Annotated in this window: 27 protein-coding genes; 11 read left to right on the top strand and 16 right to left on the bottom strand. The window is 33.4% G+C overall.

The genetic code is table 11. From position 1 onward, the window contains the following. The first annotated feature begins 60 nt into the window (after positions 1–60). The 3 genes from BM289_RS12005 to BM289_RS11995 are packed head-to-tail and all read left to right on the top strand — an operon-like array spanning position 61 to position 4,570. Positions 61–900: an endonuclease/exonuclease/phosphatase family protein gene (locus tag BM289_RS12005; RefSeq protein WP_091493636.1), complete on the top strand. Its 840-nt coding sequence runs from the start codon at positions 61–63 to the stop codon at positions 898–900. Beyond that, on the top strand, positions 901–2,325 hold the full coding sequence (locus BM289_RS12000; protein ID WP_091493634.1) for a glycoside hydrolase family 30 protein: 1,425 nt from the start codon (positions 901–903) through the stop codon (positions 2,323–2,325). It abuts the gene before it with no gap. 13 nt (positions 2,326–2,338) lie between these two features. Continuing rightward, positions 2,339–4,570 carry a glycoside hydrolase family 3 N-terminal domain-containing protein gene (locus BM289_RS11995; RefSeq protein WP_091493631.1) on the top strand — a complete coding sequence of 744 codons (2,232 nt, stop codon included), beginning with the start codon at positions 2,339–2,341 and terminating at the stop codon, positions 4,568–4,570. 259 nt (positions 4,571–4,829) lie between these two features. Here BM289_RS11995 and BM289_RS11990 read toward each other — a convergent pair whose 3' ends face one another. Together BM289_RS11990 and BM289_RS11985 are read right to left on the bottom strand one after the other, a co-directional pair. Further along, a complete protein-coding gene (locus BM289_RS11990) occupies positions 4,830–6,851 on the bottom strand; it encodes a transglutaminase-like domain-containing protein (RefSeq protein WP_091493628.1) in 2,022 nt (673 codons plus the stop codon). Positions 6,852–7,011: 160 nt separating this feature from the next. Then, positions 7,012–7,269 (bottom strand): hypothetical protein, encoded by a 258-nt coding sequence (locus tag BM289_RS11985; RefSeq protein ID WP_091493625.1) that lies wholly within the window; start codon positions 7,267–7,269, stop codon positions 7,012–7,014. 286 nt (positions 7,270–7,555) lie between these two features. Here BM289_RS11985 and BM289_RS11980 point away from each other — a divergent pair, with 286 nt between their 5' ends. Together BM289_RS11980 and BM289_RS11975 are read left to right on the top strand one after the other, a co-directional pair. Further along, positions 7,556–8,311 (top strand): NUDIX hydrolase, encoded by a 756-nt coding sequence (locus BM289_RS11980; RefSeq protein WP_091493623.1) that lies wholly within the window; start codon positions 7,556–7,558, stop codon positions 8,309–8,311. Positions 8,312–8,340: 29 nt separating this feature from the next. Further along, entirely contained in the window at positions 8,341–8,661 is a 321-nt protein-coding gene (locus BM289_RS11975) for an MmcQ/YjbR family DNA-binding protein (RefSeq protein WP_091493621.1), read from the top strand. Between the two features lie 83 nt (positions 8,662–8,744). On the opposite strand, the gene BM289_RS11970 is transcribed toward BM289_RS11975, so the two are convergent. From BM289_RS11970 to ahcY, 11 genes are all read right to left on the bottom strand, one after another. Beyond that, the gene (locus BM289_RS11970; RefSeq protein WP_091493619.1) at positions 8,745–9,353 is read right to left on the bottom strand and encodes an alpha-ketoglutarate-dependent dioxygenase AlkB family protein; all 609 of its coding nucleotides are present in this window, start codon (positions 9,351–9,353) and stop codon (positions 8,745–8,747) included. Beyond that, entirely contained in the window at positions 9,340–9,585 is a 246-nt protein-coding gene (locus tag BM289_RS11965) for an Ada metal-binding domain-containing protein (protein WP_091493616.1), read from the bottom strand. Before BM289_RS11965 ends, BM289_RS11970 begins: the two co-directional genes overlap by 14 nt. An 85-nt stretch (positions 9,586–9,670) precedes the next feature. Then, positions 9,671–10,384: a 2OG-Fe(II) oxygenase gene (locus BM289_RS11960; protein ID WP_091493614.1), complete on the bottom strand. Its 714-nt coding sequence runs from the start codon at positions 10,382–10,384 to the stop codon at positions 9,671–9,673. A 168-nt stretch (positions 10,385–10,552) separates the two neighbouring features. Then, positions 10,553–11,401: a bifunctional helix-turn-helix domain-containing protein/methylated-DNA--[protein]-cysteine S-methyltransferase gene (locus tag BM289_RS11955; RefSeq protein WP_091493611.1), complete on the bottom strand. Its 849-nt coding sequence runs from the start codon at positions 11,399–11,401 to the stop codon at positions 10,553–10,555. A gap of 131 nt (positions 11,402–11,532) precedes the next feature. Further along, a complete protein-coding gene (locus tag BM289_RS11950; protein WP_091493608.1) occupies positions 11,533–11,994 on the bottom strand; it encodes a GNAT family N-acetyltransferase in 462 nt (153 codons plus the stop codon). A gap of 24 nt (positions 11,995–12,018) precedes the next feature. Then, entirely contained in the window at positions 12,019–12,978 is a 960-nt protein-coding gene (locus BM289_RS11945) for a Fic family protein (protein ID WP_091493605.1), read from the bottom strand. A gap of 41 nt (positions 12,979–13,019) precedes the next feature. Then, on the bottom strand, positions 13,020–13,352 hold the full coding sequence (locus BM289_RS11940) for a DMT family transporter (RefSeq protein ID WP_091493603.1): 333 nt from the start codon (positions 13,350–13,352) through the stop codon (positions 13,020–13,022). Positions 13,353–13,396: 44 nt separating this feature from the next. Further along, on the bottom strand, positions 13,397–14,476 hold the full coding sequence (locus BM289_RS11935; RefSeq protein ID WP_091493601.1) for a WG repeat-containing protein: 1,080 nt from the start codon (positions 14,474–14,476) through the stop codon (positions 13,397–13,399). Positions 14,477–14,486: 10 nt separating this feature from the next. Beyond that, positions 14,487–14,771, bottom strand: a complete 285-nt coding sequence (locus tag BM289_RS11930; protein ID WP_091493597.1) for a hypothetical protein — start codon at positions 14,769–14,771, stop codon at positions 14,487–14,489. Positions 14,772–14,802: 31 nt separating this feature from the next. After that, complete coding sequence (locus BM289_RS11925) at positions 14,803–15,141, bottom strand: hypothetical protein (protein WP_091493595.1); 339 nt, start codon at positions 15,139–15,141, stop codon at positions 14,803–14,805. 364 nt (positions 15,142–15,505) lie between these two features. Continuing rightward, on the bottom strand, positions 15,506–16,822 hold the full coding sequence (gene ahcY, locus BM289_RS11920; protein WP_091493592.1) for an adenosylhomocysteinase: 1,317 nt from the start codon (positions 16,820–16,822) through the stop codon (positions 15,506–15,508). A 429-nt stretch (positions 16,823–17,251) separates the two neighbouring features. Between ahcY and BM289_RS11915 the strand changes: the two genes are divergently transcribed. Continuing rightward, positions 17,252–17,902, top strand: a complete 651-nt coding sequence (locus BM289_RS11915) for a 4'-phosphopantetheinyl transferase family protein (protein WP_091493589.1) — start codon at positions 17,252–17,254, stop codon at positions 17,900–17,902. Positions 17,903–17,937: 35 nt separating this feature from the next. Here BM289_RS11915 and BM289_RS11910 read toward each other — a convergent pair whose 3' ends face one another. From BM289_RS11910 to BM289_RS11900, 3 genes are all read right to left on the bottom strand, one after another. After that, positions 17,938–18,336 carry a group III truncated hemoglobin gene (locus BM289_RS11910; RefSeq protein WP_091493587.1) on the bottom strand — a complete coding sequence of 133 codons (399 nt, stop codon included), beginning with the start codon at positions 18,334–18,336 and terminating at the stop codon, positions 17,938–17,940. Beyond that, positions 18,333–18,620: a hypothetical protein gene (locus BM289_RS11905; protein WP_091493584.1), complete on the bottom strand. Its 288-nt coding sequence runs from the start codon at positions 18,618–18,620 to the stop codon at positions 18,333–18,335. The genes BM289_RS11910 and BM289_RS11905 overlap by 4 nt, the downstream gene beginning before the upstream one ends. A gap of 81 nt (positions 18,621–18,701) precedes the next feature. Continuing rightward, positions 18,702–19,298 (bottom strand): Crp/Fnr family transcriptional regulator, encoded by a 597-nt coding sequence (locus tag BM289_RS11900; protein ID WP_091493582.1) that lies wholly within the window; start codon positions 19,296–19,298, stop codon positions 18,702–18,704. Between the two features lie 94 nt (positions 19,299–19,392). Here BM289_RS11900 and BM289_RS11895 point away from each other — a divergent pair, with 94 nt between their 5' ends. The 5 genes from BM289_RS11895 (at position 19,393) to BM289_RS11875 (ending at position 25,692) form a co-directional block, all read left to right on the top strand. Further along, on the top strand, positions 19,393–20,121 hold the full coding sequence (locus tag BM289_RS11895; RefSeq protein WP_091493579.1) for a phosphoglycerol geranylgeranyltransferase: 729 nt from the start codon (positions 19,393–19,395) through the stop codon (positions 20,119–20,121). 30 nt (positions 20,122–20,151) lie between these two features. Next, complete coding sequence (gene pnuC, locus BM289_RS11890) at positions 20,152–20,775, top strand: nicotinamide riboside transporter PnuC (RefSeq protein WP_091493577.1); 624 nt, start codon at positions 20,152–20,154, stop codon at positions 20,773–20,775. Further along, a complete protein-coding gene (locus tag BM289_RS11885) occupies positions 20,736–22,850 on the top strand; it encodes a DUF4301 family protein (RefSeq protein WP_091493574.1) in 2,115 nt (704 codons plus the stop codon). Before pnuC ends, BM289_RS11885 begins: the two co-directional genes overlap by 40 nt. Position 22,851: 1 nt before the next feature. Next, a complete protein-coding gene (gene arfB / locus BM289_RS11880; protein ID WP_091493571.1) occupies positions 22,852–23,256 on the top strand; it encodes an alternative ribosome rescue aminoacyl-tRNA hydrolase ArfB in 405 nt (134 codons plus the stop codon). Between the two features lie 273 nt (positions 23,257–23,529). Further along, the gene (locus BM289_RS11875; RefSeq protein WP_091493569.1) at positions 23,530–25,692 is read left to right on the top strand and encodes a TonB-dependent receptor; all 2,163 of its coding nucleotides are present in this window, start codon (positions 23,530–23,532) and stop codon (positions 25,690–25,692) included. The last annotated feature ends 248 nt before the right edge of the window (positions 25,693–25,940 follow it).

Below are 25,940 nucleotides of genomic sequence, written 5' to 3'. Positions count from 1 at the left end.
AACGGATTTTTTTCTCTAAAGTTCTGGAAAAACTAGCTTTACGGATTAAAATTTTTAAACATGAAAAAGATAAACAAACTTGTTTTAGCATTACTACTCCTTGTGGCAGGAAATTCATTCTATGGTCAAAACTTGAAAATTATGACCTATAATATTCGTCTGAATGTCGAATCTGACGGAGAAAATGCTTGGCCAAAACGAAAGGATTATTTTAATGCGCAGATAGGATTTTATAGCCCAGACATTTTTGGTGTCCAGGAAGCAACGCCAGGTCAGGTTACCGATATCGCGTCGGCTCAACCAAAATATAATCGATTTGGAGTAGGAAGAGAAGAAGGAGGATTGGGAGAAGCATGTACGATTTATTACAAAAAAGATCGTTTTAAAGTAGAACAATCCAATACTTTTTGGTTATCCGAAACACCGGATGTTGTTTCCAGAGGCTGGGATGCCGCTTGTAACCGAGTTTGTACTTACGGACTTTTTAAAGATTTAAAAACAAAAAAAACGTTTTGGGTTTTTAATCTTCATTTGGATCATATGGGAGAAGTAGCCAGAGTAAAAGGCGTAGAGCTTGTATTGTCTAAAATTGAAGCATTAAATACAAAAAAATATCCTGTTTTTTTAATGGGAGATTTTAACTCAGAACCAGACACAAAACAAATTGCAGCAATCAAAAACGTCATGAATGATACCAAAGATGTTTCTAAAGAAAAACCTTTTGGACCATCAGGAACGTTTAACGATTTCAAGCATAATGAGCCCGTAACATTATTATTGGATTACATTTTTGTATCCAAAAACAGCGGACTTACAATTCAAAAACACGCAGTGCTGAGTGATTCTAAAGATTTAAAATATCCTTCGGATCATTTGCCTGTTTTAATAGAAATAGATTAAATGAAAAACATCAACAAAAAACTTCAAATTCTGGTTTTACTGCCTTTAATTGCAATGCAGTTAAACTGTGGGTCTTCAAAAAATGTAACGGCTAATGCTGGAAAAGTAGAATCTTGGATTACCACTACAGACGAAACTTCAAAACTTAAAAAACAAGCTGATTTAGTTTTCAGTTCAGAAACAAATTCAAATCAGACTATTGAGATCAATCCAGCTGAGAAATTTCAAACTATAGAAGGTTTTGGATTTTCGTTAACAGGAGGAAGCGCTCAGGCGATTATCAAACTGGACAAACCAAAAAGAGAAGCATTGCTTCAGGAATTGTTTTCCAGAAAAAATGACGCAATCGGTTTAAGTTATTTAAGATTAAGTATTGGAGCATCTGATTTGAATGAAAAAGTTTTTTCGTATGATGATATGCCAGAAGGACAAACAGATATGAATCTGGAGCACTTTAATCTTGGTCCGGATTTAAACGATGTTATCCCTGTTTTAAAAGATATTTTAGCCATAAATCCAAAGATTAAAATTATGGGCTCTCCATGGTCGCCTCCAGTTTGGATGAAAGACAACGGAAGCTCAAAAGGTGGCAGTTTACAACCAAAATATTATGGAGTGTATGCACAGTATTTTGTGAAATACATTCAGGCAATGAAATCTCACGGAATTGTTATCGATGCAATTACACCGCAAAATGAACCATTGCACCCGGGAAATAATCCAAGTTTATTGATGCTGGCAGAACAGCAGGCAGATTTTATTGGAAATCATTTAGGTCCCGCTTTCGCGAAAGCAGGAATCAAAACCAAGATTATCGTTTACGATCATAACTGCAACAAACCAGAATATCCTTTAACAATCTTGAAAGATCCAAAAGCAAATCCGTATGTGGCAGGTTCTGCTTTTCATTTGTACGAAGGAGATATTAGTGCTTTAACAACAGTTCATAATGCATTTCCAAATAAAGATTTGTATTTTACCGAACAATATACAGGTTCCGGAAGCAATTTTGAAAATGATTTGAAATGGAGTGTGAAGAATGTAGTAATTGGTTCAATGCGTAACTGGAGTAAAAATGCACTTTCATGGGGATTGGCAAATGATGAGTTTTATAAACCGTTCACGCCAGGAGGATGTTCGACTTGCAAAGGTGCTTTGATGATTGATCAAAATCAGAATATTAAAAGAGAAGTAGGATATTATATTATCGGACATGCTTCTAAATTTGTTCCGGAAGGTTCAGTGAGAATTGGAAGTAATATTGCAGGAAAATTGCACAATGTTGCTTTCAAAACGCCATCAGGACAAATCGTTTTAATTGTAGAAAATGACGGAGCTTCGGCTGAAACATTTAATATTAAATACAACCAAAAACAAACTTCAACCTCACTAAACGCAGGTGCAGTAGCAACTTACGTTTGGTAAAAACTTAAAATAGATGAAAAAAGTAACCACAATCACGCTGTTAGTGCTTTCGCTTTTTGCGTCGGCACAGCAGCAGTCAATAGATCAGAAAGTCAATGATCTGTTGAAGAAAATGACAATTGAAGAAAAGGTCGGCCAGTTAAATCAATACACTGGTGACAATCAGGCAACAGGACCAATTACAATCAATCCGAACAAACAAAATGAAATTAAACAAGGTTTAATTGGTTCGATGTTGAATGTAATTGGAACAAAATACACCAGAGGATATCAGGAATTGGCGATGCAGTCAAGACTTAAAATTCCGTTGTTGTTTGGTCAGGACGTAATTCACGGTTACAAAACCACTTTCCCGATTCCGTTAGCAGAAGCGGCAAGCTGGGATTTAGCTGCAATTGAATTAGGTGCAAGAGTTGCCGCAACAGAAGCTTCGGCAAGCGGTATTCATTGGACATTTGCACCGATGGTTGATATTGGACGTGACCCACGTTGGGGACGCGTAATGGAAGGTGCCGGAGAAGATACTTATCTAGGGTCTAAAATTGCTTATGCAAGAGTAAAAGGTTTTCAGGGGGCTAAATTAGGTGATTTAAACTCCGTTATGGCCTGCGTAAAACACTTCGCAGCTTATGGAGCAGGTGTTGGAGGAAGAGACTACAACTCTGTAGATATGAGTGAAAGAATGCTTTTAGAAACCTATTTACCTCCATTTAAAGCGGCTTTAGATGCAGGTGCAGCAACTTTCATGAACTCATTCAATGATATAAACGGAATTCCGGCAACAGGAAATGCCCATTTACAAAGAGATATTCTAAAAGGAAAATGGAACTTTCAAGGTTTCGTAGTTTCTGACTGGGGATCGATTGGAGAAATGGTAGCTCATGGTTACTCTAAAGATCTTAAAGAAGCAGCTTATGCAGCCATTACAGCAGGAAGCGATATGGATATGGAAAGTAATGCCTACCGCAAGAATTTAGCAGAATTAGTAAAAGAAGGCAGAGTTTCTATAGATTTGGTTGACGATGCGGTAAGACGCATTCTTCGTAAGAAATTCGAATTAGGATTATTTGATGATCCATACAAATATTCAGATCCAAAAAGAGAAGAAAAAGCTTTGGCAAATCCAGAGCACAGAAAAGCTGCTCTGGAAATAGCGGAGAAAAGTATTGTTTTATTAAAGAATGAAAAACAGATTTTACCGCTTTCAAAAAGTATGAAAACAATTGCTTTTATCGGGCCAATGGTAAAAGAGTACAAAGCCAATATGGGTTTTTGGGCTGTAGAATTACCAGAAGTTAATTACGATAAATGGGTGGTTTCGCAATGGGACGGTTTACAAAATAAAGTAGGCAAAAACACCAAATTATTGTACGCAAAAGGCTGTGATGTAACCGGTGACAATAAAGATGGTTTTGCTGAAGCTGTCGCAACTGCAAAACAAGCAGATGTTGTGATTTTGAGCGTTGGTGAAAGACACGATATGAGCGGTGAAGCAAAAAGCCGAAGCGATCTTCATTTACCAGGCGTTCAGGAAGATTTAGTAAAGGCAATTCAGGCAACAGGAAAACCGGTTGTAGTTTTGATTAATGCAGGAAGACCGCTTGTTTTCAATTGGATTGCAGACAATGTTCCAGCTGTAGTTTACACTTGGTGGTTAGGATCAGAAGCTGGAAATGCGATTGCAAATGTGCTGTTTGGAGATTATAATCCGTCTGGGAAATTGCCAATGACTTTCCCAAGAGAAGTAGGACAGGTGCCAATTTATTACAATCATTTCAGCACAGGAAGACCAGCAAAAGATGAAAATTCAACGAACTATGTTTCGGCTTATATCGATTTAAAAAATTCTCCTAAATTCCCATTCGGATACGGTTTGAGCTACACCACTTTTGATTATTCAGGATTGAAATTATCCTCAACAAAAATAAAAAACAATGAAACGATTAAAGTTTCTTTCCAATTAAAAAACACTGGAAAAGTGGCTGGAGAAGAAGTAGTTCAATTGTATTTAAAAGATAAATTCGGATCGGTGGTAAGACCGGTTTTAGAATTGAAAGATTTCCAAAAAGTGAAATTAAATGCAGGAGAATCTAAAACAATCGAGTTCACCATTGACAAAGAAAAACTTTCATTCTATAATAACAAACTAGAATGGGGAACTGAACCTGGAGATTTCGAAGTAATGATTGGAACTTCTTCAGCAGATATTAAACTAAGATCAGATTTTGAGTTGCTGGCAAATTAATAAAAAAAGTTTTTAGCCACGAATTACACCAATTTCCGCAAATTAATTCGTGAAAATTGGTGTAATTCGTGGCAAATATTAAGCTTTCCAATCTTGCAGACTGTCTGACAAGTAAATCTATTTCCACATAGACTATGTGTATTTATGCAAGTGAAACGCCTTTTATTGTACCAGCAAAATCTATGTTTCTATGTGTTTTAATAAATACTTAATCAAACAAAAAAATGGAGCTGTTAAAAGCTCCATTTTTTTATTGAAATTATTTAAGACGTTTTTTGAAATTGAATTTCAAAAGATTCAGCAAACCTTGTTCAATAATATCAATTCCAATTCCGAAATTACTGTCAGCAATAGTATGGTGGTCATTTCTGAATTTCTCAAAATCGGCTGAAGGAATTTCTAAATTGACCAAAGGTTTGAAATCAACAACTATAGAAGCTCCGTTTTTATTCACTTTTTTACGGCTTGTAAAATCAAAATACGGATTATTAATGGTGCTTTCCTGAATCGTAAATTTCTCTTCAGTATCTATTCTTTGATCCGTCTGAAGGTTGATTTCATATTTTTCATTATCGAAATTATGCCAGAACAAAATGTCCTTATGCATAAAATCTCTAGCATTATTCTTCACTACATTGCGATCAAAATACATTAAGAAACGGTTCTTTTGCTGATCCGTAAAATAAGGATTCTCAATACTGGTTTTATACTGAATTGTAAATTCGTTTAGTTTTTTATCATCATTTACAATTTCAATAGAAGCATCATTAAAAATAGTTCTGATATCTGTTCCTTCACGATCTCCGGAGTAATTCAAAGTATAAAATAAGAAATTATTCCAGCTGTCTACAATCTCTCTTTTATTAGTGTTTTTGAAATACTTGCGCATATAATTGGCGCGATTTCCTTTGTAAGTTGTTACAAGTTTTAAATCTCCTTTTTGATTCTGAGCTGTTAAATCAACCTTTTCATTAATTCCATAATAAGGGAATTTATATGGTTTTCTAACTTCCAATTGTTTGTTTGGTTTTACTTCCAGATAATGTAAAAAGTAAATAAAACCACGATTCTCAATCAATCCAAATTCGTCTCTTGTTGTGGCGTCTATAAAATACGTTTCGCCTTTGTGATTAATTTTTACAATCACATGATTAAACGTGAGAAGCGAAGGCAAATAATGTGTGATGTAATGATCTGAATTAAAATTGACCAAAACCACAGAAGAATCAACATTGATGTAATCTAAAACTACTTTCAATAAAACAGATTTTGCTTTACAATCACCCTGTTTATTTTCGTAAGTTATGGCTGGTTCCTGCGGTTTGTGGCCGTTCATTTCGTCAGCATTATATACGTAATAGATATGGTTTTGTACATAATCTATGGCAAACTGTAACTGTTCATCTTTGTCTGTAATGGCATCCAATTTTTCAACCAGTTTTGGAGCAAATTCTTTTAGTGAAGATTTGCTGTATATTTCTTCATATAAAGGTGAAATATAATTTGATAAATCAGTCCAGTTGCGGTCTGTGGCAAAATCGATGTAAGGAGCAATTTCTCTATTTTGATCAAAAGAATTGATGTAATCTTCTTTTTCGATTACAAAACGTTCTCCTTTTTTCAGATAATTAGTTTCTGCTTCTAGAACATTTCCATTTTCATCTCTAAAGAAAGTTTTTTTGTAAGCAATAGTTTCTTTTCGGTCATTAATAAAAGTAAATTTATAATTTCCGTAAGCCCAATAGGTGCTAGGAGTAATGTAAACATATTTTAAAAACTCTTTACGAAGAAAATCACGATCCGTAAAAATTTTAACTCTGGAATCTTCAGTAATTAAAACATCATAAAGACGTAAATCTTTGATGGTAATGTTTACTTTTTTGCTACTGCTCAGAATACCGCCCTCACTTTGGTTTTCATTGTCCAGAACTTTAATTTTTGTATCCGCAATTTTATCAATTAAAACCCCTTCACGAAGTACACTAATTCTATGTATGATATAAGTCTCATTTTCTTCCACAATTACATCTCTGGCAGAAGCACTTTCAAGATTTCCTGGCTCGTTAAGAGTGTAGGCAACGCAGGCATATTCGCTGTTTTCAGTATCGCTTGTATAATAGATTTTATCTAAAAAGTAGCAAAAATCACGGCCTTCTTCTACTTGTTTATTGGAGAAATCAGATTCTTTGATGTATTCGATTAATTGATTATCATCAATTTTAGAGGCCCAGTTTTCAGGCTGTTGAATTTTATAACTTTCTGATTCGAGGATGTTTTCCATATTTATGATTTTACAGGGGTATATTCTTACTTTTGAAATAGCTAAAATAAGTAATAATGTTCGATTTCGTTCGATTAAAAATGTGAAATTTATGACAATAAAAAAACCTCGCTGGAAAGAAGCGAGGTTGGCATTATAAATTATAGAAATGTGTAAATGGTCACTTTAAAACGGTATTTATAAAATCCATTGCGCCTATTCCTTTATATGAAGCAAACAAGGCTTTTTCATAAGCTTCCTGTTTTGCTTTTTTATTTTTGGCATCTTTATCAACAATCATTTCATTAAAAATTCTTTCCTGTTCCTCACTGTATTTTAAAGAAGCTTCCAGAAGATAAGTTTTTGAAACAAATCCGAATGATGTCCAGATTTTTGTTCTAATTTTTTGATTAATATTTTTTAATGGATTGGCAATCATAACTTCTGTATTTAAATTTCTACGCTCACTTGAAGAAAAATGGAACAGTTTGTATTATTTTTCTTTGTTTTTGATCTGAATTTTAACAATCCGAACCTTTAATGTGTTATTGTGACGCAATGTAATTATTTTTTTTAAATTTGACTTTAAATTTTCGTTAAAATTGTGATTTATACACTTCTAATTTTAATGGAAATAAAATCCTAATTTTTTAAGAAAGCTCATGAATTTCCAAAAATCAAGTAAATTGCAGGGTATTAAAAGAAAGAATTTATACAAATTTTGAATGTTAAAAGACATTATAGATAATAATGAAAATTATCAGCCGGGACTTTCTATTGACTGCGTAATTTTTGGTTTTCATGATAATCAGCTGAAAGTTTTATTAATTAAAGCCCATCGAGCGGATAAATGGTCTTTACCAGGCGGATTTATTCCTGTTGATCAGGATATAGATACTGCAGCAATTACAGTTCTAAATGGCAGAACCGGAGTAGAAGGTGTTTTTTTAAGGCAATTTGCAACCTTTGGAAAAGTAAAAAGAAATGAACAGCATTTTGATAAAAAGACTTTGGAATATCTTCAGATTGAAGAAGAAAAAGGAAAATGGCTTACACGCCGTTTTGTTACAATTGGTTATTATGCTTTGGTAGATTTTTCTAAAATTCTGCCTAATCCGGTGAATAAACATGAAATTGTAGAATGGATCGATCATAAGGAAGTTCCTGAATTGATATTAGATCATCGTGAAATTCTGGATAAAGCGTTGGATACTTTGAGAGTCGAATTAAATTTAATGCCAATAGGATATAATTTATTGTCAGAGAAATTTACAATTCCGGAGCTTCAGAAATTATATGAGACTATTTTAGATAAAAAACTGGATCGTCGAAATTTTTTGCGGAAAATAACCAATATTGGAATTCTGACAAAACTGGACGAAAAGAAAAGCAACGTAGCACATAAAGCGCCAAACTTATATTCTTTTGATAAAGAAAAATACGATGAGGTTTTAAAAAATGGACTGAATCAAGGTTGGTAAATTAAGGTTTAATTTTAAAGTTTGTAATTATGGTTACAATCGAAGATTTTAGAAAATTAGCTTTGTCGTTTCCAAATACAACAGAGGAAGCTCATTTTGAGAAAACTTCTTTCCGTGTAAATAAGAAAATATTTGCCACTTTTGATGAAAAGAACAACCACGCTGTTTTAAAATTAAACGAAATAGATCAGTCAGTTTTCTGTGCTTCGAGCGAAAAGATTTTTTATCCAATTCCGAATAAGTGGGGAAAACAGGGTTGGACAATTGTAGATTTAGCGAGAGTAAGACCTAAAATGTTTGAAGATGCATTACAGCTTTCTTACCAAAATGTCACTCCAAGAAAGAAATAAATTAACCATTAAGAAATAAAGGTTCATAAAGTTTAACTTAATTTTCTTAATCTCTTAATGGTTCAAATAAAAAACTTTATGTTTTATTCCACAATAGTTCGAAAAGTCAAATTCACTCTGGGTTTGTGAGTTGTTTTTGTTGGCGGTAAACGATGAAGCCAGTAAGTTTGTGTTTCATCTTTCATGACTAATAAACTGCCGTGTTCTAAAACTAAAGATACCTTTTCTTTAGATTCTTTATGTTTAAAAGCAAATTTACGTTCGGCACCAAAACTTAAAGAACCAATAGCGCCATTTTTCTTTAAATCTTTTTCACCGTCGCTGTGCCACGCCATTCCTTCTTCACCGGAATGATACAAATTGAGCAGACAAGAATTGAATGTTTCTCCTGTTTTTTCTTCAATAATCGATTTTAATTTTAATAATTCCGGAGTCCACGGAAGCGCTTTTTTTGTGGTATTGGAATACGTATATTCAAATTCTTTTTCGCCATACCAAGCCACTTTTCGTTTGGTTAAAATTAATTTTCCAAAGATAATTGCTTCGTCATTTTTCCATTCTATTGTTTCCAATAAAGTGTCACGATAGAAATCGGCTTCTTCTCTCGAGAACAATTTTCCGTAGTAATTTACGGTTCCATCTTGAGGAAGTAAGTTGGTATTTTCGTCTGTATGAGGATTAAATAAGTCCATTTTTCCATTTTTGATATTTGGATTTCATGCAATGTCCGCAAGGTCTGAAACCGTTTTGTTTTGCATCATTCTCTGAAGAAAAGAAAACACGATTTTCCCGTTTCATTCTTTTTCCGGAAGAACATTTCAATCTTCCGTAGATTTTTAATTTTTGGTTGCCACCGAAACAAATTTCGCCTTTTTTAATTTTATTTCGAAGCTCTGAATCTGAAATTTTGTTATGTTGAATCATTTCTTTTTTAGTTGCAGAGGTTCAAAGTTACAAAGAGACAAAGGCTTCCAATCTTTGCGCCTTTGAACCTTTGCCTCTTTGCACCTTAATTTAACGCATCATGAAAAATAATTCCTAATGTAAAACGTTCGCCTGAATACACTTCGCTTACGCCGTGTTTCATATTCACGCGATAATAGCCTTTTGTTCCTTTTACGGGTCTGAAATTAGTTGTAAAAACCAAAACATCTCCCTTTTTAGGTTTTAAAACAATCGCTTTTGATTGCGCTCTCGGCGTTTGTTGTGTCAAAACAAATTCGCCACCCGTAAAATCTTCATCAGGTTCCGAAAGAAAAAGCACAATCTGAATCGGAAAATAAATATCGCCATACAAATCCTGATGTAAAGTATTGAAGCCACTTTTGCCATATTTTAGAATTAAAACGGTCGCTTTAAGCTGATTGTTATCATGGCATTGTTTTAATAATGTTGAATGCTCATTTGGGAAAGAAGTATTGATCTTTAAGGCTTTCATCCAGGCATTTGCAATTGGTGCCAATTTTGGATAAATTGAAGTCCGTATATTCTGAATTAAATCAGGAAGCGGATAATTGAAATATTTGTATTCGCCCAGACCAAATCGATAACGTTCCATTACAACCGTTTTTCGATATGTCATTGGGTTATCGTAATCGAATTTTAAGTCTTCGCATTGTTCGTCATTGAGAATATTTGGAATTATGGCGAATCCATTTTCGTGCATAGATTCGGTGATGCTTTCCCAGTTTTGAGAAGCAATTTTGGATTGTATATTTTGCATAATATTTTTTTGAGGAATAAAAAAAATGATAAATAATTCATACCGTTTATCTGTAGAGACGCACTGCAGTGCGTCTAACGTCTTGTATTTATACAACGGATTTCTTTGTCGACAATCTTTGCGTAGACGCACTGCGGTGCGTCTCTACAGATGTGACTTGTGTATAAATTATAATTGATGATTTGTTTGCGCACCTTCCCAGCCAATTATGGCTGTTTTTCGGGTATTTCCCCACATATAACCGCCAAAAACACCTGAAGACTGGATTACACGATGACAAGGAATAAGGAATGCAACAGGATTGCTTCCAATTGCAGTTCCTACAGCTCTGGATGCATTTGGTTTTTCAATTTGTTGGGCAATTGTTCCGTAAGTTGAAAGTTGTCCCATTGGGATTTTTAATAAGGTTTCCCAAACTTTTAACTGAAAATCGGTTCCTTTTAAATGAAGCTTAATTTCTGATAATTTGCTCCAGTCATTTTGAAAAATAAACAACGCATTTTGTTGTACTAAATCTAATTTCCTTGAGAATTCCGCATTCGGGAATTTATCTTTCAGAGCAGAAAATCCGTTTGCTTCATCTTCGGCGAAAGCCATAAAACAAACGCCTTTTTGAGTAGAAGCAACAATGATATTTCCAAACGGACTTTCGGCAAAACTGTAATTTATTGCCAGATTTCTTCCACCGTTTTTATATTCTGCTGGCGTCATGCCTTCGATATTTACAAATAAATCGTGCAGTCGGCTTGTACCTGAAAGACCCGTTTCGTAGGCTGTTTCAGAAATCGTTGCCCGATTGTCTTTGAGTAATTTTTTAGCATGTTCTAAACTCGTATACTGCAAAAATTTCTTCGGACTTGTTCCTGCCCAATCGCTAAATAGTCTCTGAAAGTGAAACGGACTCAAATGTACTTTTTCAGCCACTTCGTCAAGATTAGGCTGATCTTTAAAGTTCGCTTTGATATAATCGATAGCTTCCGCAATACGATTATAATTGATGGTTTCCTGTGTGTTCATCTTCATTCAATTTTATAAGACAAAGATCGATTGGTTTAGGCGGGAATAAAATCCGAAACTTGCGGAGTTTTTTTGTTTTGTTTCAAGTTTCAGGTTTCAGGTTGTTGGAACGTGAAACTTGAAACAAAAAATCATAATTCTTTTTCCATTTTATAATTAATCAATTCGACTCCTAAACGTATATTTTTTTGTTCTGCTTTCACTATATAACCTTTCTTTTCAAAGTAAGGCCTTGCCGTTATGCTAATATCCGAAGTTATAATTTTGGAATATTGTTTTTGGGCTTCCAGTTCTAATTTTGCTAAAATTTTATCTGCAATTCCCTTTCGTTGAAAATCTTTATGAATGTAGAAGAAATCAATATAATTCCCGTTTTCTAACGTACCGTAACCCACAATTTTATCTCCAATAATAGCCAGTAAAACAAATTGAGTTTCGATAACTTCAATCCATCTTTCTTTATTGTTTACACCATAAATCCAAGCCTCAATTTGTTCCGGATTGTAATCGTTTTTGCAAACCGATTTAATGGTATCGATATACAATTCCTGCATCTCGGTCAAATCTGAAATTGTGGCTTTTCTAAAATCCATTTGTAAATTAATTATGAAAGAAAACTAAGATTCAACTAAAGTGTATTTGGCAGTGCTTTGATGCCCAGTGATATTAAAGAAATTCAATGCTAACCCTTTTTTTAAGTCTCTGCTGGCTGTGGCTGGAGAGATATCTTTGAAAACATGCATATAATCTTTTCGTGTAAATTCTTTAATCTTTAGAGAGCAAAAATACTCCAAACGATCAATGTCTTTTATTATTCGGTTTTCGTAATTAAGAAGGTTCTCTAAAGATTTATTGATTACATCGAGCATGTATTCAATAAAATGAGTCGATTTCCCGCTGTTGTCACTCATCGCGAGAGACTTGTAATAACTATCTTGTGTTTTGCTAATTAATGTTTCAAAAGGAAGAAATTCAAAAACGGGATATTCTTCCATTAAAATAACAGTTTGCCATAATCTGCCCATTCTGCCATTTCCGTCTAAAAAAGGGTGGATAAATTCCATTTCATAATGAAAAACACAACTTTTTATTAGGGCTAGTTCATCCTTGTTTTTTAAATAATCAAACAAATCGTTCATTAAAAACGGAACATTCTCATGAGGAGGCGCTATGTGCGCAACTTTTGTTCCTTTTATAATTCCAACACCTTGTTTTCGGTAATTTCCAGCATCTGAAATAAGATTTTTCATCAATGACTGATGAGCATTTAAAAAGCTTTTTGACGAGGTAGATTTATATTTTCCTAAATCTTCATAAACTCTAATTGCATTTATAACTTCTAGTACATCTTTTTGTGGGCCAATTACTCTTTTGTTCTCTATTAAAGCTGTTATTTGCTCTTCTGTTAAAGTGTTTCCTTCAATTTGCAGAGAAGAATGAATCGTTTTGATTCTATTTTGTTTTCTAAGTTGAGGCGAATGTTTGTCTAGATACATTGCATTTATTGCCCCAATCTTTTCAGATATAGAACTTATCAGTTTTAAAATAACAGGAGTAATGTCATACGGAGGTTTCATGATAGTATCATTTGATACTATCAAAAATAATGTTTTTTGATTTAATGCGCCGTAGTTTTAGAAAAAACATTAATCACAACAACGCCTGCAATGATTAATGACAATCCGATAATAGCAGGTAAATCAGGAATTTCTTTGAAGAAAATAGCACCAATTATTGTGATTAAAACAATTCCGACTCCAGACCAAATGGCGTACGCAAATCCAACAGGAATGGTTTTAATAGCAAAACTTAAGCAATAAAAGGCACCGCAATAACCAATAATTGTAATAATGCTTGGAAGCAGTTTGGTGAATTCTTCGGACTTCTTTAATGCTGAGGTTGCGATAATCTCGAATACAATGGCAATAAATAGAAATAGGAAATTCTTCATGATTGACTTTTTCTACAAAGTTAATCTTTATTGAAGGAGAAGAATTATTTAAGATTATCTTTTGCCAATGAAATACTAATTAATTTATAGCCGTTTTCGGTTCGTAGAAACTCAAAATGATCTTGCTTGAAATCGGCTTTGTTTTTTGGGTTTATGATTATACTTTTTACAGGATAAATCCAATCTTTAGATTCATTACAATTATTGAAATAAATATCGTATTCTTCTGTTTCAAAAATAAACTGATTTAATCCATCTGAAGTAACAAAGTAATCTGTTTTTGGATTTTTGAGTTCTTCCAGTTTTAATTTCAGGTAGGTATAATTCTGATCGACAAATTTAGTTTTAGGCTCACTAATCCAACCATTTGGTTCTTTCCAATACGTTATTTTGTCAAAAGAATGTTTTTCTAAATTAGCTTTAGATAAATTTTTAAGAAAGGTGTTTTGGAGCCATTCTTTAAACTCTTTACCAAAATTGATAAACGAATAATATTGCCCGTCGACTCCCAGAAAGTTATCTCTAATTGGATCTTTACTTGGCTCTTTGGATTTTTCTACTGAATAAAAGTTCAAATCATCATTATAGGTAAAACTCTCAACTAAAATCTTATTATGAATATCAACTAAGAATTCTTTTCCGCCCGTCCAGAAAGAATGTTCTCCATCGGTCTCTTTTTTAGCGTCTTTTAATCCAATAAACATTCCGTTTTTGACTTTGGTCAAATTGCTGTATTCTGCTGGAATAACTATTTTTCCGTCACTGTTAAATATTCCCATTTTATCTGTTTTACGATCTGTAAATCTGATAAAACCTTCGTTTTCGCAGTCTGGGCCATTATCAAAAACGTATAAACTGTCACGCCCAATTATTTTTCCGGATTTGGTTAAATAATAACTTTCCCATTTTCCTTTTTTTTCTTCTGTAACGGCAATAATATTTTCGAATTGTCGGGCTGTTGTGAAACCTGAAAATTTGGGTTCTATTTTGACATTTCCATTTTTGTCTTTAAATCCAATCAGAGTGGTGTCTTTATTTGGAAATGAAGTCCAGATATCGTTGTTTTGGGCAGATACTAGGAAATTAAGAAATAAAAATATCCAAAGGGCGAGAATCTTTTTCATGAAAATTTATTTATCGGAGATGGGCTTCTGATTCCTTGTTTTTTGCTTCTTCAAAACAATCGGAACACAACATTTTAAAATCGGCTTTGGCTTGAAAAACTTCCGTCCATTCTTCGCCATTTTCCAGAAGATGTTGTTCGCATGAATTACACCAGGCAATTTGGGGTAAATCTTCCTCAGCTTCTGAATAGAAAAAACCGATTTTCTCTTTTGAATCTATTGTCATTGCAATATGGATGCAGGAAAAAGACATTTCTTTTAAACCGTGTACTTCGCATGAAACTTTTTCAATCATTTTTTATGTTTATTTTTGGCAAAAAGCAATTCTACATTACTTCAATTAACTTAAAACGTACTGTATTATTGTTGAATTCAGTATGTAAAGTCAATTCGGTTTCTTTGTTGTCGGCTGTAAATAACTTTGTCTCGATTCCAAATCCTTCCATTGAATCATATTTAAAGATAGTGAAATTTGTTTCAAGGATTTTTAGTTTTGGGAGATCTTCGGTTTCAAAATAGTCGAATAATTCTTCTTTTATTTCTTCAAAAACAGCTGAATTGATTCCGAAATTGGTTTTTAAGTTTTCAAAGTTCATAGAATTAATATTTTCTACTAATTCGGAGTTTAGGTGGAAGGCGGTTTGAGAACTCTTTTCGTCTTTCATTTCATAAGTTTATACTTCAAATTTAAAGTTATAAAGTTTAAAGACTATAAAGATCTTGTTAATTTAATTGGTTCTTGGGCTACGTAAGCGTGAGGGATAGGAGCAAGCTACCGAAGTAGCGTGGATAGCCCGACAGCAACCCGATAAAAGGGCGTATAAGCGTATAGTGAGTTTGCCCTTTTATCGGGTTGGTGGCACGCCCGAATTATTATTTGTTTTAAGTTTCAGGTTTGAAGTTATTCGGGAACGTGAAACCTGAAACCTGAGACTTGAAACAAAAACAAAACCCGACAGGTTTTAAAAACTGTCGGGTTTGAATATGTATTAAAAATCTAAGATCTACAATCTTAAATCTACAATTATATTAATATCTGTAGTATTCTGGTTTGAATGGTCCTTGAACTTCAACACCAATATAAGCAGCCTGATCTTCTCTTAGAACTTCAAGTTCAACACCTAATTTAGCTAAGTGTAAAGCAGCCACTTTTTCATCTAAATGTTTTGGTAACATGTAAACTTCATTTTTGTAAGCTGCGCTGTTGTTCCATAATTCGATTTGAGCTAAAGTTTGGTTTGTAAATGAGTTGCTCATTACGAAACTTGGGTGACCTGTAGCGCAACCAAGGTTTACTAAACGACCTTCAGCCAAGATGATGATATCTTTTCCGTTGATGTTGTATTTGTCAACCTGCGGTTTGATTTCGATTTTAGAAGCACCGTGGTTTTTGTTTAACCAAGCCATGTCGATTTCATTATCGAAGTGTCCGATGTTACAAACAACAGTTTTGTCTTTCATTTGCTCGAAGTGCTCTCCAAGAACGATATCTTTGTTTCCTGTAGTGGTAATGATGATGTCAGCATTAGCAATTACAGTGTTTAATTTTTTAACTTCATAACCGTCCATTGCAGCTTGTAAAGCACAAATTGGATCGATTTCAGTAACAGTTACGATAGAACCAGCACCTCTGAAAGAAGCTGCAGTTCCTTTTCCAACGTCACCGTATCCGCAAACTACTACTCTTTTTCCAGCTAACATTAAGTCAGTTGCACGACGTACAGCATCTACAGCAGATTCTTTACATCCGTATTTGTTGTCAAATTTAGATTTAGTAACAGAGTCGTTAATGTTGATTGCAGGCATTGGTAAAGTTCCAGCTTTTACTCTTTCGTAAAGTCTGTGTACACCAGTTGTAGTTTCTTCAGAAAGACCTTTGATTCCGGGAACTAATTCTGGGTAACGATCGATAACCATGTTAGTTAAATCTCCACCGTCATCTAAAATCATGTTCAATGGTTTTCTGTCTTCACCAAAGAATAAAGTTTGTTCAATACACCAGTCAAATGATTCTTCGTCAAGACCTTTCCAAGCGTAAACTGAAATTCCAGCAGCAGCAATAGCAGCCGCAGCCTGATCTTGAGTAGAGAAAATGTTACAAGAAGACCAAGTAACCTCTGCACCAAGAGCGATTAAAGTTTCGATCAAAACTGCAGTTTGAATAGTCATGTGTAAACATCCAGCAATACGAGCACCTTTTAATGGTTGTTCGTCTTTGTACTCAGCACGAAGCGCCATTAAACCTGGCATTTCAGCTTCAGCTAGTTCAATTTCTTTTCTTCCCCAAGCAGCCAGAGAAATGTCTTTTACTTTGTAAGCCACATAAGGCGTAGTCGTTGTACTCATTTATAGTTTAAATATTATATTTGTATAATTACTTCGTCCGTTCGCCTTTCAGGCTCGGGTGTGAAATTTTTGCAAATTTAAGGAATAGCTTTTTATTTTTACTAATTTCCGTAAGATTTGTGAAATCTTTAATTTCTTAATCTCTAGAATGTTACTCTAAAAATTGTTTTTAACCTTATAAGTGTTATAAGTTCATTTAAAAAAGATTCTTAACTATGCAGAATTCTTGGGAATTGCTTAAATTTACGTAACGCTTTTTTTAACCATATAAGTGATGTAAGTTCATTTGATAAAGTTTCTTGCATAAATTACCCTTGTTATGAATTGCTTATATTAACTTAAATGTGTTTTTTTGCCAATAGTTATATTTTCTTATATGACTTATATGGTTTAAGAAGACAATAACTTAATAATATACAACTTACTATAATGCCTCTATTTCAGACCATACAATTCAACGAAACGACTAAAATTTTAATTTGGGAAATTACAGAATCCTTTGATGATTTGTATAGTCGCGTTACCTTGAAAGAAAAGACACAACGTAGACTAGACGGAATGAAATCTCAAATGCATCAGCGTGCCTTTTTGAGTGTTCGTATGCTGATTCAGGAAATGGGTTTTACAGATAAAGACTTGCATTATGATGAGTTTGGAAAACCTTATTTTGATTGCCATAATCATATATCGATTACGCATTCGTATCATTTCGCGGCTATTATTATTAGCCATGAAAAGGTTGGAATTGATATGGAATTACAGCGTGAAAAGATTCAGAGAATTGCGGATAAATTCACAGATTATGATTGCAATTATTTAGAACCGAAAGTTACTGAAGAGTATATAAAAAAACTTACCGTTATCTGGGGAGCCAAAGAGGCAATCTTTAAAATCAGAAATGAAAAAGGGATTAGTTTTAAAGATCACATTAATATAAACAACTTTTCTTTAGGAGAAACCCAAACGCAGGCAAGTCTTCATTTTGATGATTTGATTAAAGATTTTGATGTGCATTATCAGGAAATCAAATCGGATAATTTTGAGGGTATTTTTACTTTAGTTTATGCTTTTGAAAAGTAGTTTTTAGCTGAAAGCCTCAGTAGCAGTTTTCAGTTTTAAACTTCACTTTCTTTTTGTCGATGTTTAAACATGCTTATATACAGGAATGTACTCATTTTTCTTGCGCGCCTTTTTAAGGTTTCTACATTTTCGCCTTCAAAATGTTCGTCTAAAGTCTGCGCCCAATGATTGAGCCAGATTCCAAACTCATTTGCTGTAATTTTTTCGTCAAAATGCGCATCGACTTCATTGTGAACTTCATGGGGATTTCCTTTGTATTTGCGAACGGCAAATAAATTGGTTTCCCAAAAATCGGTTAACTTTTCCAGATGTAAATCCCAATCGGTAATCATTTCATTGAAATAAAAGCCGATTTCTTTATCGGCTCTTATTTTAGAGTAGAACTGATTAACTAAGAATGAAATATCTTCTCTGTTTTCTATTTGTTTTTTCAAAATACAAAACAATTTAAAAGTATAAACAAAATACTTATGAATGTGCTTAGTGCAATAAGGTTGAAGACCACTTTGTGTTTCATTTGCGCTAAAATTGAAGTGTTTGCGAAAACACAAGCTAAAACAATAATGCCTAATTGAATCATTTGAGGAATTGAAGTTCCGTTAGCCAAAACATACATTGCAGCAGCGCCTCCTAAACAGCTTTGTCCAATTACTGCCATTGCAGCAGAACCCATATAATTTCTATTGAAAATGTCAAATGTGGTTTGATATAGTGTCATGATATTCAGATTTTTATATGACAAAGATACGCCCGCAATACAACTGCATTTTATGATTAAAATCATAAAACGAGAACTTTTTTATCTGTATACTTTTCGATTAATGATCTTCAATTTGCCTTTTTTTTCGAGAGCTTTTATGGCTCGAATAACAGTTTCTACGCGTAAACCTGTTAAGTCTCCAATTTGCTGTCGGGTAAAATTGATTAAATAACCGTTGGTTTCTTTTTGAAAATTGAAATAAGCTATTCCATGATCGATTAATTTTAGAACACGATGTTCTGGTTCATGTGTAGAAATCTCTGCTGCCATAACCGATTTGTAATACAATCTTTGCGCAAGATTTTCGATTATTTTGATGCTGATAACTGGATTTTCTTCCAGCAGTTTTGTGAAACTGGATTTTGGGAGTAAAAGAATCTGACTGTCTTCAACGGCTATTGAATTGGCTGGATATTTTTGGTTTAAGAATAAAGGAGGTTCACCAAAAGATTGTTCTTTATAAAAGATTCCCTGTATGAATTCGCGTCCGTCATCATTGTAATTACACATTTTAATTTCGCCCGAAATAATCTGGTAATAATATGTGGGCAGATTTCCTTCTTCGAAAATACTATCATTTTTCTGGAAAGATTTTTTTATTGCACCATATTTTTCCAATAATTCAACTGCAATCATAAAGGTTTTCTTTTATTGTTAACAGAGAGATTACAAATATAATTCATTCATAATAGTTCTTCTGCACTAAAAAACTTTTACTTTTACACCCACGATGCAAGAACAGATACTCACAATTAGACAGCAGATTTTAGAGGCCAAAAGTAATGGTCAAAAACTACTAGCTATACTTCTGGATCCAGATAAGATTCTACTGGAAAATTTAGGACATTTAATTGAAGAGATTAATCAGTCGCCTGCAACGCATGTTTTTGTGGGAGGAAGTATTGTGCAGAATACTATTTTAGAAGAATTAATTTCGGGATTAAAACAAAAAACAAATTTACCAGTTATCCTTTTTCCAGGTGATCCTTCACAGATTTCACCAAAGGCAGATGCAATTTTGTTTTTATCATTATTATCTGGGCGTAATCCTGATTATTTAATCGAATATCAGGTTCAAGCAGCTCCAATTTTAAAAAAGACAAATCTTGAAGTTATTTCTACAGGTTATATTTTGATTGAAAGTGGCAATGAAACAGCTGTTGCGCGCGTGAGTAAAACAAAACCGTTAAGCCGTGAAAATTTTGATTTGGTACTGGCTACAGCACAGGCAGGGGAGATGCTAGGAAACCAGTTGATTTATTTGGAAGCGGGAAGTGGTGCAAAACAGCCTGTTCCATTAAAAATGATTGAATTAATTTCTCAAAATATCGAAATTCCCGTTATTGTTGGCGGTGGAATTGCAGATTTACACGGGATTCAAAAAGCGCATAATGCAGGGGCAGATTTGGTGGTAATTGGTACCGCTTTTGAGAATAACAGTCATTTTTTTGATTCATAAATAAAATTAAACGCCTTTAAATACCACAAAATGATCGACTTTTTTTTGAATAGTTATAAAAATGCTCCACTATGGCATATCGCTTTGGAGTTTTTAGTATTTGTTTTTGGAATTTTAAGCGTTTGGTTTGCTAAAAAAGAAAATATCTGGGTGTATCCAACAGGTTTGATTGCAACAGTAATTTCGGTTTATCTGCTTTATATTGCCGGATACATTGGGGATATGATCATTAATGGATATTTTTCGATTATGAGCATTTACGGTTGGTATGTTTGGGCAAAAGGAGGAACTGTTGAAGACAACCTGCCGATTACTCGTACAACTTTTAATGAAAAAATAATTGGAATCTTACTGTTTATTGTAACCGTTTTTGTAGTTTTCGGGATTTATAAATATTTTGATTACGAAATTCATCCAGACAATTATGTCGATATGATTTCGTCGGGAATATTTTTCGCAGGAATGTGGTACATGGCCAGAAAAAAAATAGAAAACTGGACACTTTGGATTATTGGTGATATTATTGTTGTGCCTCTCTACGCTTATCGTGGTTTAGGGATGCTGTCACTTCAGTATATAATTTTTACAATTTTGGCTATTTCAGCTTATTTAGAATGGAGAAAGATCTTAGACAGCAAAAAACAACTATCATAAAAATTGCTTTGTTTGGCCCTGAAAGTACAGGAAAAACCACACTAGCAAAACAACTTGCAGACTATTATGAAACCGAATGGGTTCCTGAGTTTGCACGCGACTATCTACAAGAAAAATGGGAAGAAAATAAGCATATCTGTACTGCAGATGATATGATGCCTATTGCTTATGGACAGACTGCACTGGAAAATGAAAAACTTCAAACAGCAAATAAATATTTGTTTTGCGATACCAATTTAATGGTAACCAAAGTTTTTTCGGAAATGTATTATGGTTTTTGCGATCCGCTTTTAAATGAAGCTGCATTAAAGCATGAATACGATTTGTTTTTCCTGACAGATATTGATGTGCCTTGGGAAAAAGATGATATTCGAGACACTCCTGAAGGAAGAGAAACCGTTTTCTCCGTTTTTAAACAAACATTAGTAGATACCAAAAAGCCTTTTATTACACTTTCAGGAGATAAAGAATGCCGTTTGAAAAAAGCAGTTTCGATTATAAATGATTTGGCTCTAGCGCAAGAAAATGGTTTTTCTTCGGAAGATTTTGTTCAGATTTATAATAGAGGAATTTCTTTTGATACTATTCTAAAACAATTAAAAAATTTCGAGAAAGGAATTGCAAAGAGTAATCTAATTAGACCGGCAACGATTAATGATGGAATCTTGAGTTTGTCTCAAAATGAGTTTCAAGAAAAAGCAGTGTTTTTTGACAATCAAAAAGATCAATTTAAGATTAAGAAGTTTGTTCCGGCGTCTGGCGCGGCTACAAGAATGTATAAGTTTTTGACTGCTTTTCTAAATGATTTTGATATCACGAAAGAAACCATAAATGCTTATATCAACAGGAAAAATGATAAAGAACTTGCCATTTTTATTGTTGGAATGGAAAAGTTTCCTTTTTTTGAAACGGTAGATAAAAAACTTAGAGCAATTTATCCTGATTTTGAAAGTTTAGAAAGAGATTATAAAAATTATTATTTTATAAAATTATTATTGTCTCCAGATTATTTTAATTCAGCGAATAAACCCAAAGCGGTTTTGCCTTTCCATTTATATAAAACCCATATTGCCAATCCGATAGAGGAACATTTGAATGAATGTGTGCACTATGCATCTTCAAACGATGTGTCTCATTTGCATTTTACAGTTTCAGAAATACATCAGGACTTGTTTGAAAAAGCGGTTCTTGAGGTCAAAGATAAGATTGAAAAACCGGCGGGAATTGATATTAATATTGGCTATTCTTATCAAAATAAAAGCACAGATTCTATTACTATAGATGCAAACAATAAATTGGTAAAAGATAAAAATGGAAATTTAATTTTTAGACCTGGCGGACATGGTGCTTTAATCGAAAATCTAAATGATCTCGATGCAGATGTAATCTTTATTAAAAATATAGATAATGTAATTCAAAATCATATTGAAGAAATTACATTATATAAAAAAGCTTTAGCAGGTATTTTAATTGAAATACAACAAAAAGTTTTTGCATGTCTGAATGCTATTGACGATAATGAAATCAGCGAAAATCAATTGGAAGAGATTCTTCTTTTTCTAAAGGAAAAGCTGAGTATTGAAATGAATGATGATTTTAATAAGTTTACTTTTGAAAATAAAATCACTAAAATAAAATCACTGTTGGATAGGCCAATTCGTGTGTGCGGAATGGTTAAAAATGAAGGAGAACCAGGTGGAGGACCTTTTTGGGTAATTAATGATAAGGGAGCTTCTTCTCTTCAAATTGTAGAAACTTCTCAAGTTGATTTAAGCAATAAAAAACAGCTTGCAGTTTTGGAAGCAGCAACACATTTTAACCCAGTTGATTTGGTTTGCGGTACTAAAAATTATAAAAACGAAAAATTTGATTTATTAGATTTTGTAGATCAAAATGCGGGATTTATAGTAGAAAAAAGTGTTGATGGTAAAACTGTAAGAAGTTATGAACTACCAGGTTTATGGAATGGATCAATGGCAAATTGGCTGACTGTTTTCGTTGCGGTTCCTTTGATTACTTTTAACCCAGTAAAAACAGTAAATGATTTATTGAAAGCGGCACATCAGCCACAATAAAATGGATACAGAAAAAATCACATCAGAATTAAATTTTAAAGCCGTACGAAGCAGTGGCTCAGGAGGACAAAACGTAAACAAAGTTTCGTCAAAGATTGTTTTGAGTTTTGATTTGAATGCTTCTCAAGCTTTGTCTGATGAGGAGAAAATGCTTTTGAAAAATAATTTAGCCCCTCGTTTAACTTCTGAAAACATTTTAATTTTAAACTGTGATGAGGACCGAAGTCAGCTTAAAAACAAAGAAATTGTTACTAAAAGATTTTTAGAGATAATTAAGAAAGGATTATATGTACCAAAAGTTAGAAAAGCGACAAAAGTTCCAAAATCTGTGATTAAGAAAAGAATTAAGGATAAAAAAAATATTTCTGATTTGAAGCAATCGCGAAGAAAACCGAATATAGATTAAACTCCAAGTTTTAAAATTCCAAATTCCAGAGAATAAGTCGAAAGCCATTTTTTGGAATTTGGAATTTGTTTTTTGGAATTTAACACGTTACATTTGCACTGTCTCAAAGGGGTGCTCTAAATAACGAGCTGAGATCATACCCAAAGAACCTGAGCGAGTAATGTTGCTAAGGGAAAACGACACTATCGAGCGTGCACACTTTATTTTGTCGTGAAACACATTTATTAATTTAACAAAAGAATAATTCCCCCTTTTATTCGTAATTCTTTACGAATGAAAACTTATTTTAAAGGTACTAAGGTACTAAGAAACAAAGGTTCTAAGGTTGAAAGCCGTAGTAGAACCAAATCTATTTTTTTTACTCTATTCTCTATTTTCTTTACTCTTATTTCTTCTGCGCAACAGCAAGATTCAACTAAAGTAAATCAACTTGATGATGTTTTGGTTTCTGCGGTTCGTGTTACTTCAAAAACTCCGGTTACGTTTAGTAATATGGATAAAAAAGAAATCAAATACAGAAATTTGGGTCAGGATATTCCTGTTCTGATGAATTATTTGCCATCTGTAGTAACAACATCTGATGCTGGAGGCGGAATTGGTTATACCGGAATTAGAGTTCGTGGTAGTGATGCTACAAGGGTAAACGTTACCATAAACGGAATTCCATACAATGATGCTGAAAGTCAGGGAACTTTTTGGGTTAATATGCCTGATTTTGCTTCTTCTGTAGAAAGCCTTCAGTTACAACGTGGAGTAGGAACTTCCACAAATGGTTCCGGAGCTTTTGGTGCGAGTTTAAATATGCTTACAGATAGTTATGCAACTAAAGCTACAGGAGAAATCTCAAGTTCTTTCGGAAGTTTCAATTCCAATAAAAACACTGTAAAATTCAGTACAGGATTAATGAATGATCATTTTGAACTTGCTGGACGTTTGTCTACAATTAAATCGGATGGTTATGTAGATCGCGCGAGTTCTGATTTAAAATCGTATTTTCTTCAAGGGACTTATGTTGGAAAAACGACTTTAATTAAAGCATTGGTTTTTGGTGGAACTCAGAAAACATACCAATCCTGGAACGGAATTGATGCTGAGACTTTAAATGAAAACAGAAGATACAATTCGGCTGGTGCATACACGGACGAGTTTGGAAATATTCGTTACTATGATAACGAAACTGATAATTACAACCAGGATCATTATCAACTGCATTGGAATGAATCGATTTCTGATAAATGGAGCACAAACGTAGCACTTCATTATACAAAAGGAAAAGGATATTACGAAAATTATAAAGAAGATGCAGCTATGTCTGAATATGGTTTAAATCCGGTAGGGGCAGTTACAGAAACCGATTTAGTGCGTCAGAAATGGTTAGATAATGATTTCTATGGAACTACTTTTTCGGCAAAATATAAAAATGAGAAACTGGATGTAATTCTTGGTGGAGGCTGGAATAAATATGAAGGTGATCATTACGGAAAAGTAATCTGGGCAAGATATGCTTCTCAATCAGAATTAGGAGACCACTATTATGATGATTTCTCAACTAAAACTGACGGGAATATTTTCGCGAAAGCAAATTATCAATTCACAAAAAAATTAAGTTTCTACGGAGATTTACAATATAGAAGAGTTCGTTACCAAGCTAATAGTGCAGAAACAGGTTTGGTTGATGATACTTTTAATTTCTTTAATCCAAAAGCAGGTTTAAACTATGCTTTCAATGAAAAAAACACGCTTTATTTCTCTTATGCTCGTGCCAATCGTGAACCAAACAGAACAGATTACGAAGGCGGAAATGTAAAACCAGAAAAACTAAATGATTTTGAGTTAGGATGGAGATTCAATTCAGAGAAATTTCAATTGAATTCGAATGTGTATTTTATGGGATACAAAGATCAGTTAATTCTAACAGGAAGATTAGACGATGTTGGAAACCCGATTCGTTCCAATACAGATAAAAGTTATCGTTTAGGTTTGGAAGTTGATGCTACAATTGCACTTTCAGAAAAGTTTACATTAAGACCAAATTTTACTTTAAGCAGCAACAAAAATGTTGATTTAGCAGTTGATGGCGAATATTATGGAACAACTAAAATCGCTTATTCTCCGGAAGTAATTGCAGGAAACGTAATTGTGTATAAACCTATCGAAAGGTTATATATTTCATTGTTACAGAAATATGTTGGAGAACAATACATGAATAACATCGAATTAGCGTCGGCTAAACTGGCAGATTACTTTGTAAATGATTTGAATGTTTCCTATGAGATTAAACCAAATACTGTTTTCAAATCGATTACGATTACCGGAATGGTGAATAATATATTAGATAAAAAATATGTTTCAAACGGTGCCATGTGGGATATTTATCCATATTATTATCCACAGGCAGGAATTAATTTCTTAGTTGGTTTGACGTTGAAGTTCTAAGAATTTTTTAAATAATTAAGAAAAGCCCGAAGGTGTTTAGATACACTTTCGGGCTTTTTTTTAAAATATATTTTCAAATAAGTCTTGATTTATAAGGTAAACTACATTATAAATATTGCCATTTTATTAACATAAAAACTTGTTAATAAAATGTTAAAAATAAGTTTTTTCTTATTTTTGTTAATTTAATTTTAGATGTTTGAAATGGTTAACCAAAACATTATTAATAAATTTTAAACATTTTAATT

Origin of the sequence: Flavobacterium phragmitis, from assembly GCF_900112575.1 — a bacterium.
Taxonomy (GTDB): domain Bacteria; phylum Bacteroidota; class Bacteroidia; order Flavobacteriales; family Flavobacteriaceae; genus Flavobacterium; species Flavobacterium phragmitis.
Note: the sequence above shows the minus strand (reverse complement) of the source record. Positions and strands in the feature narration are given on the sequence as shown.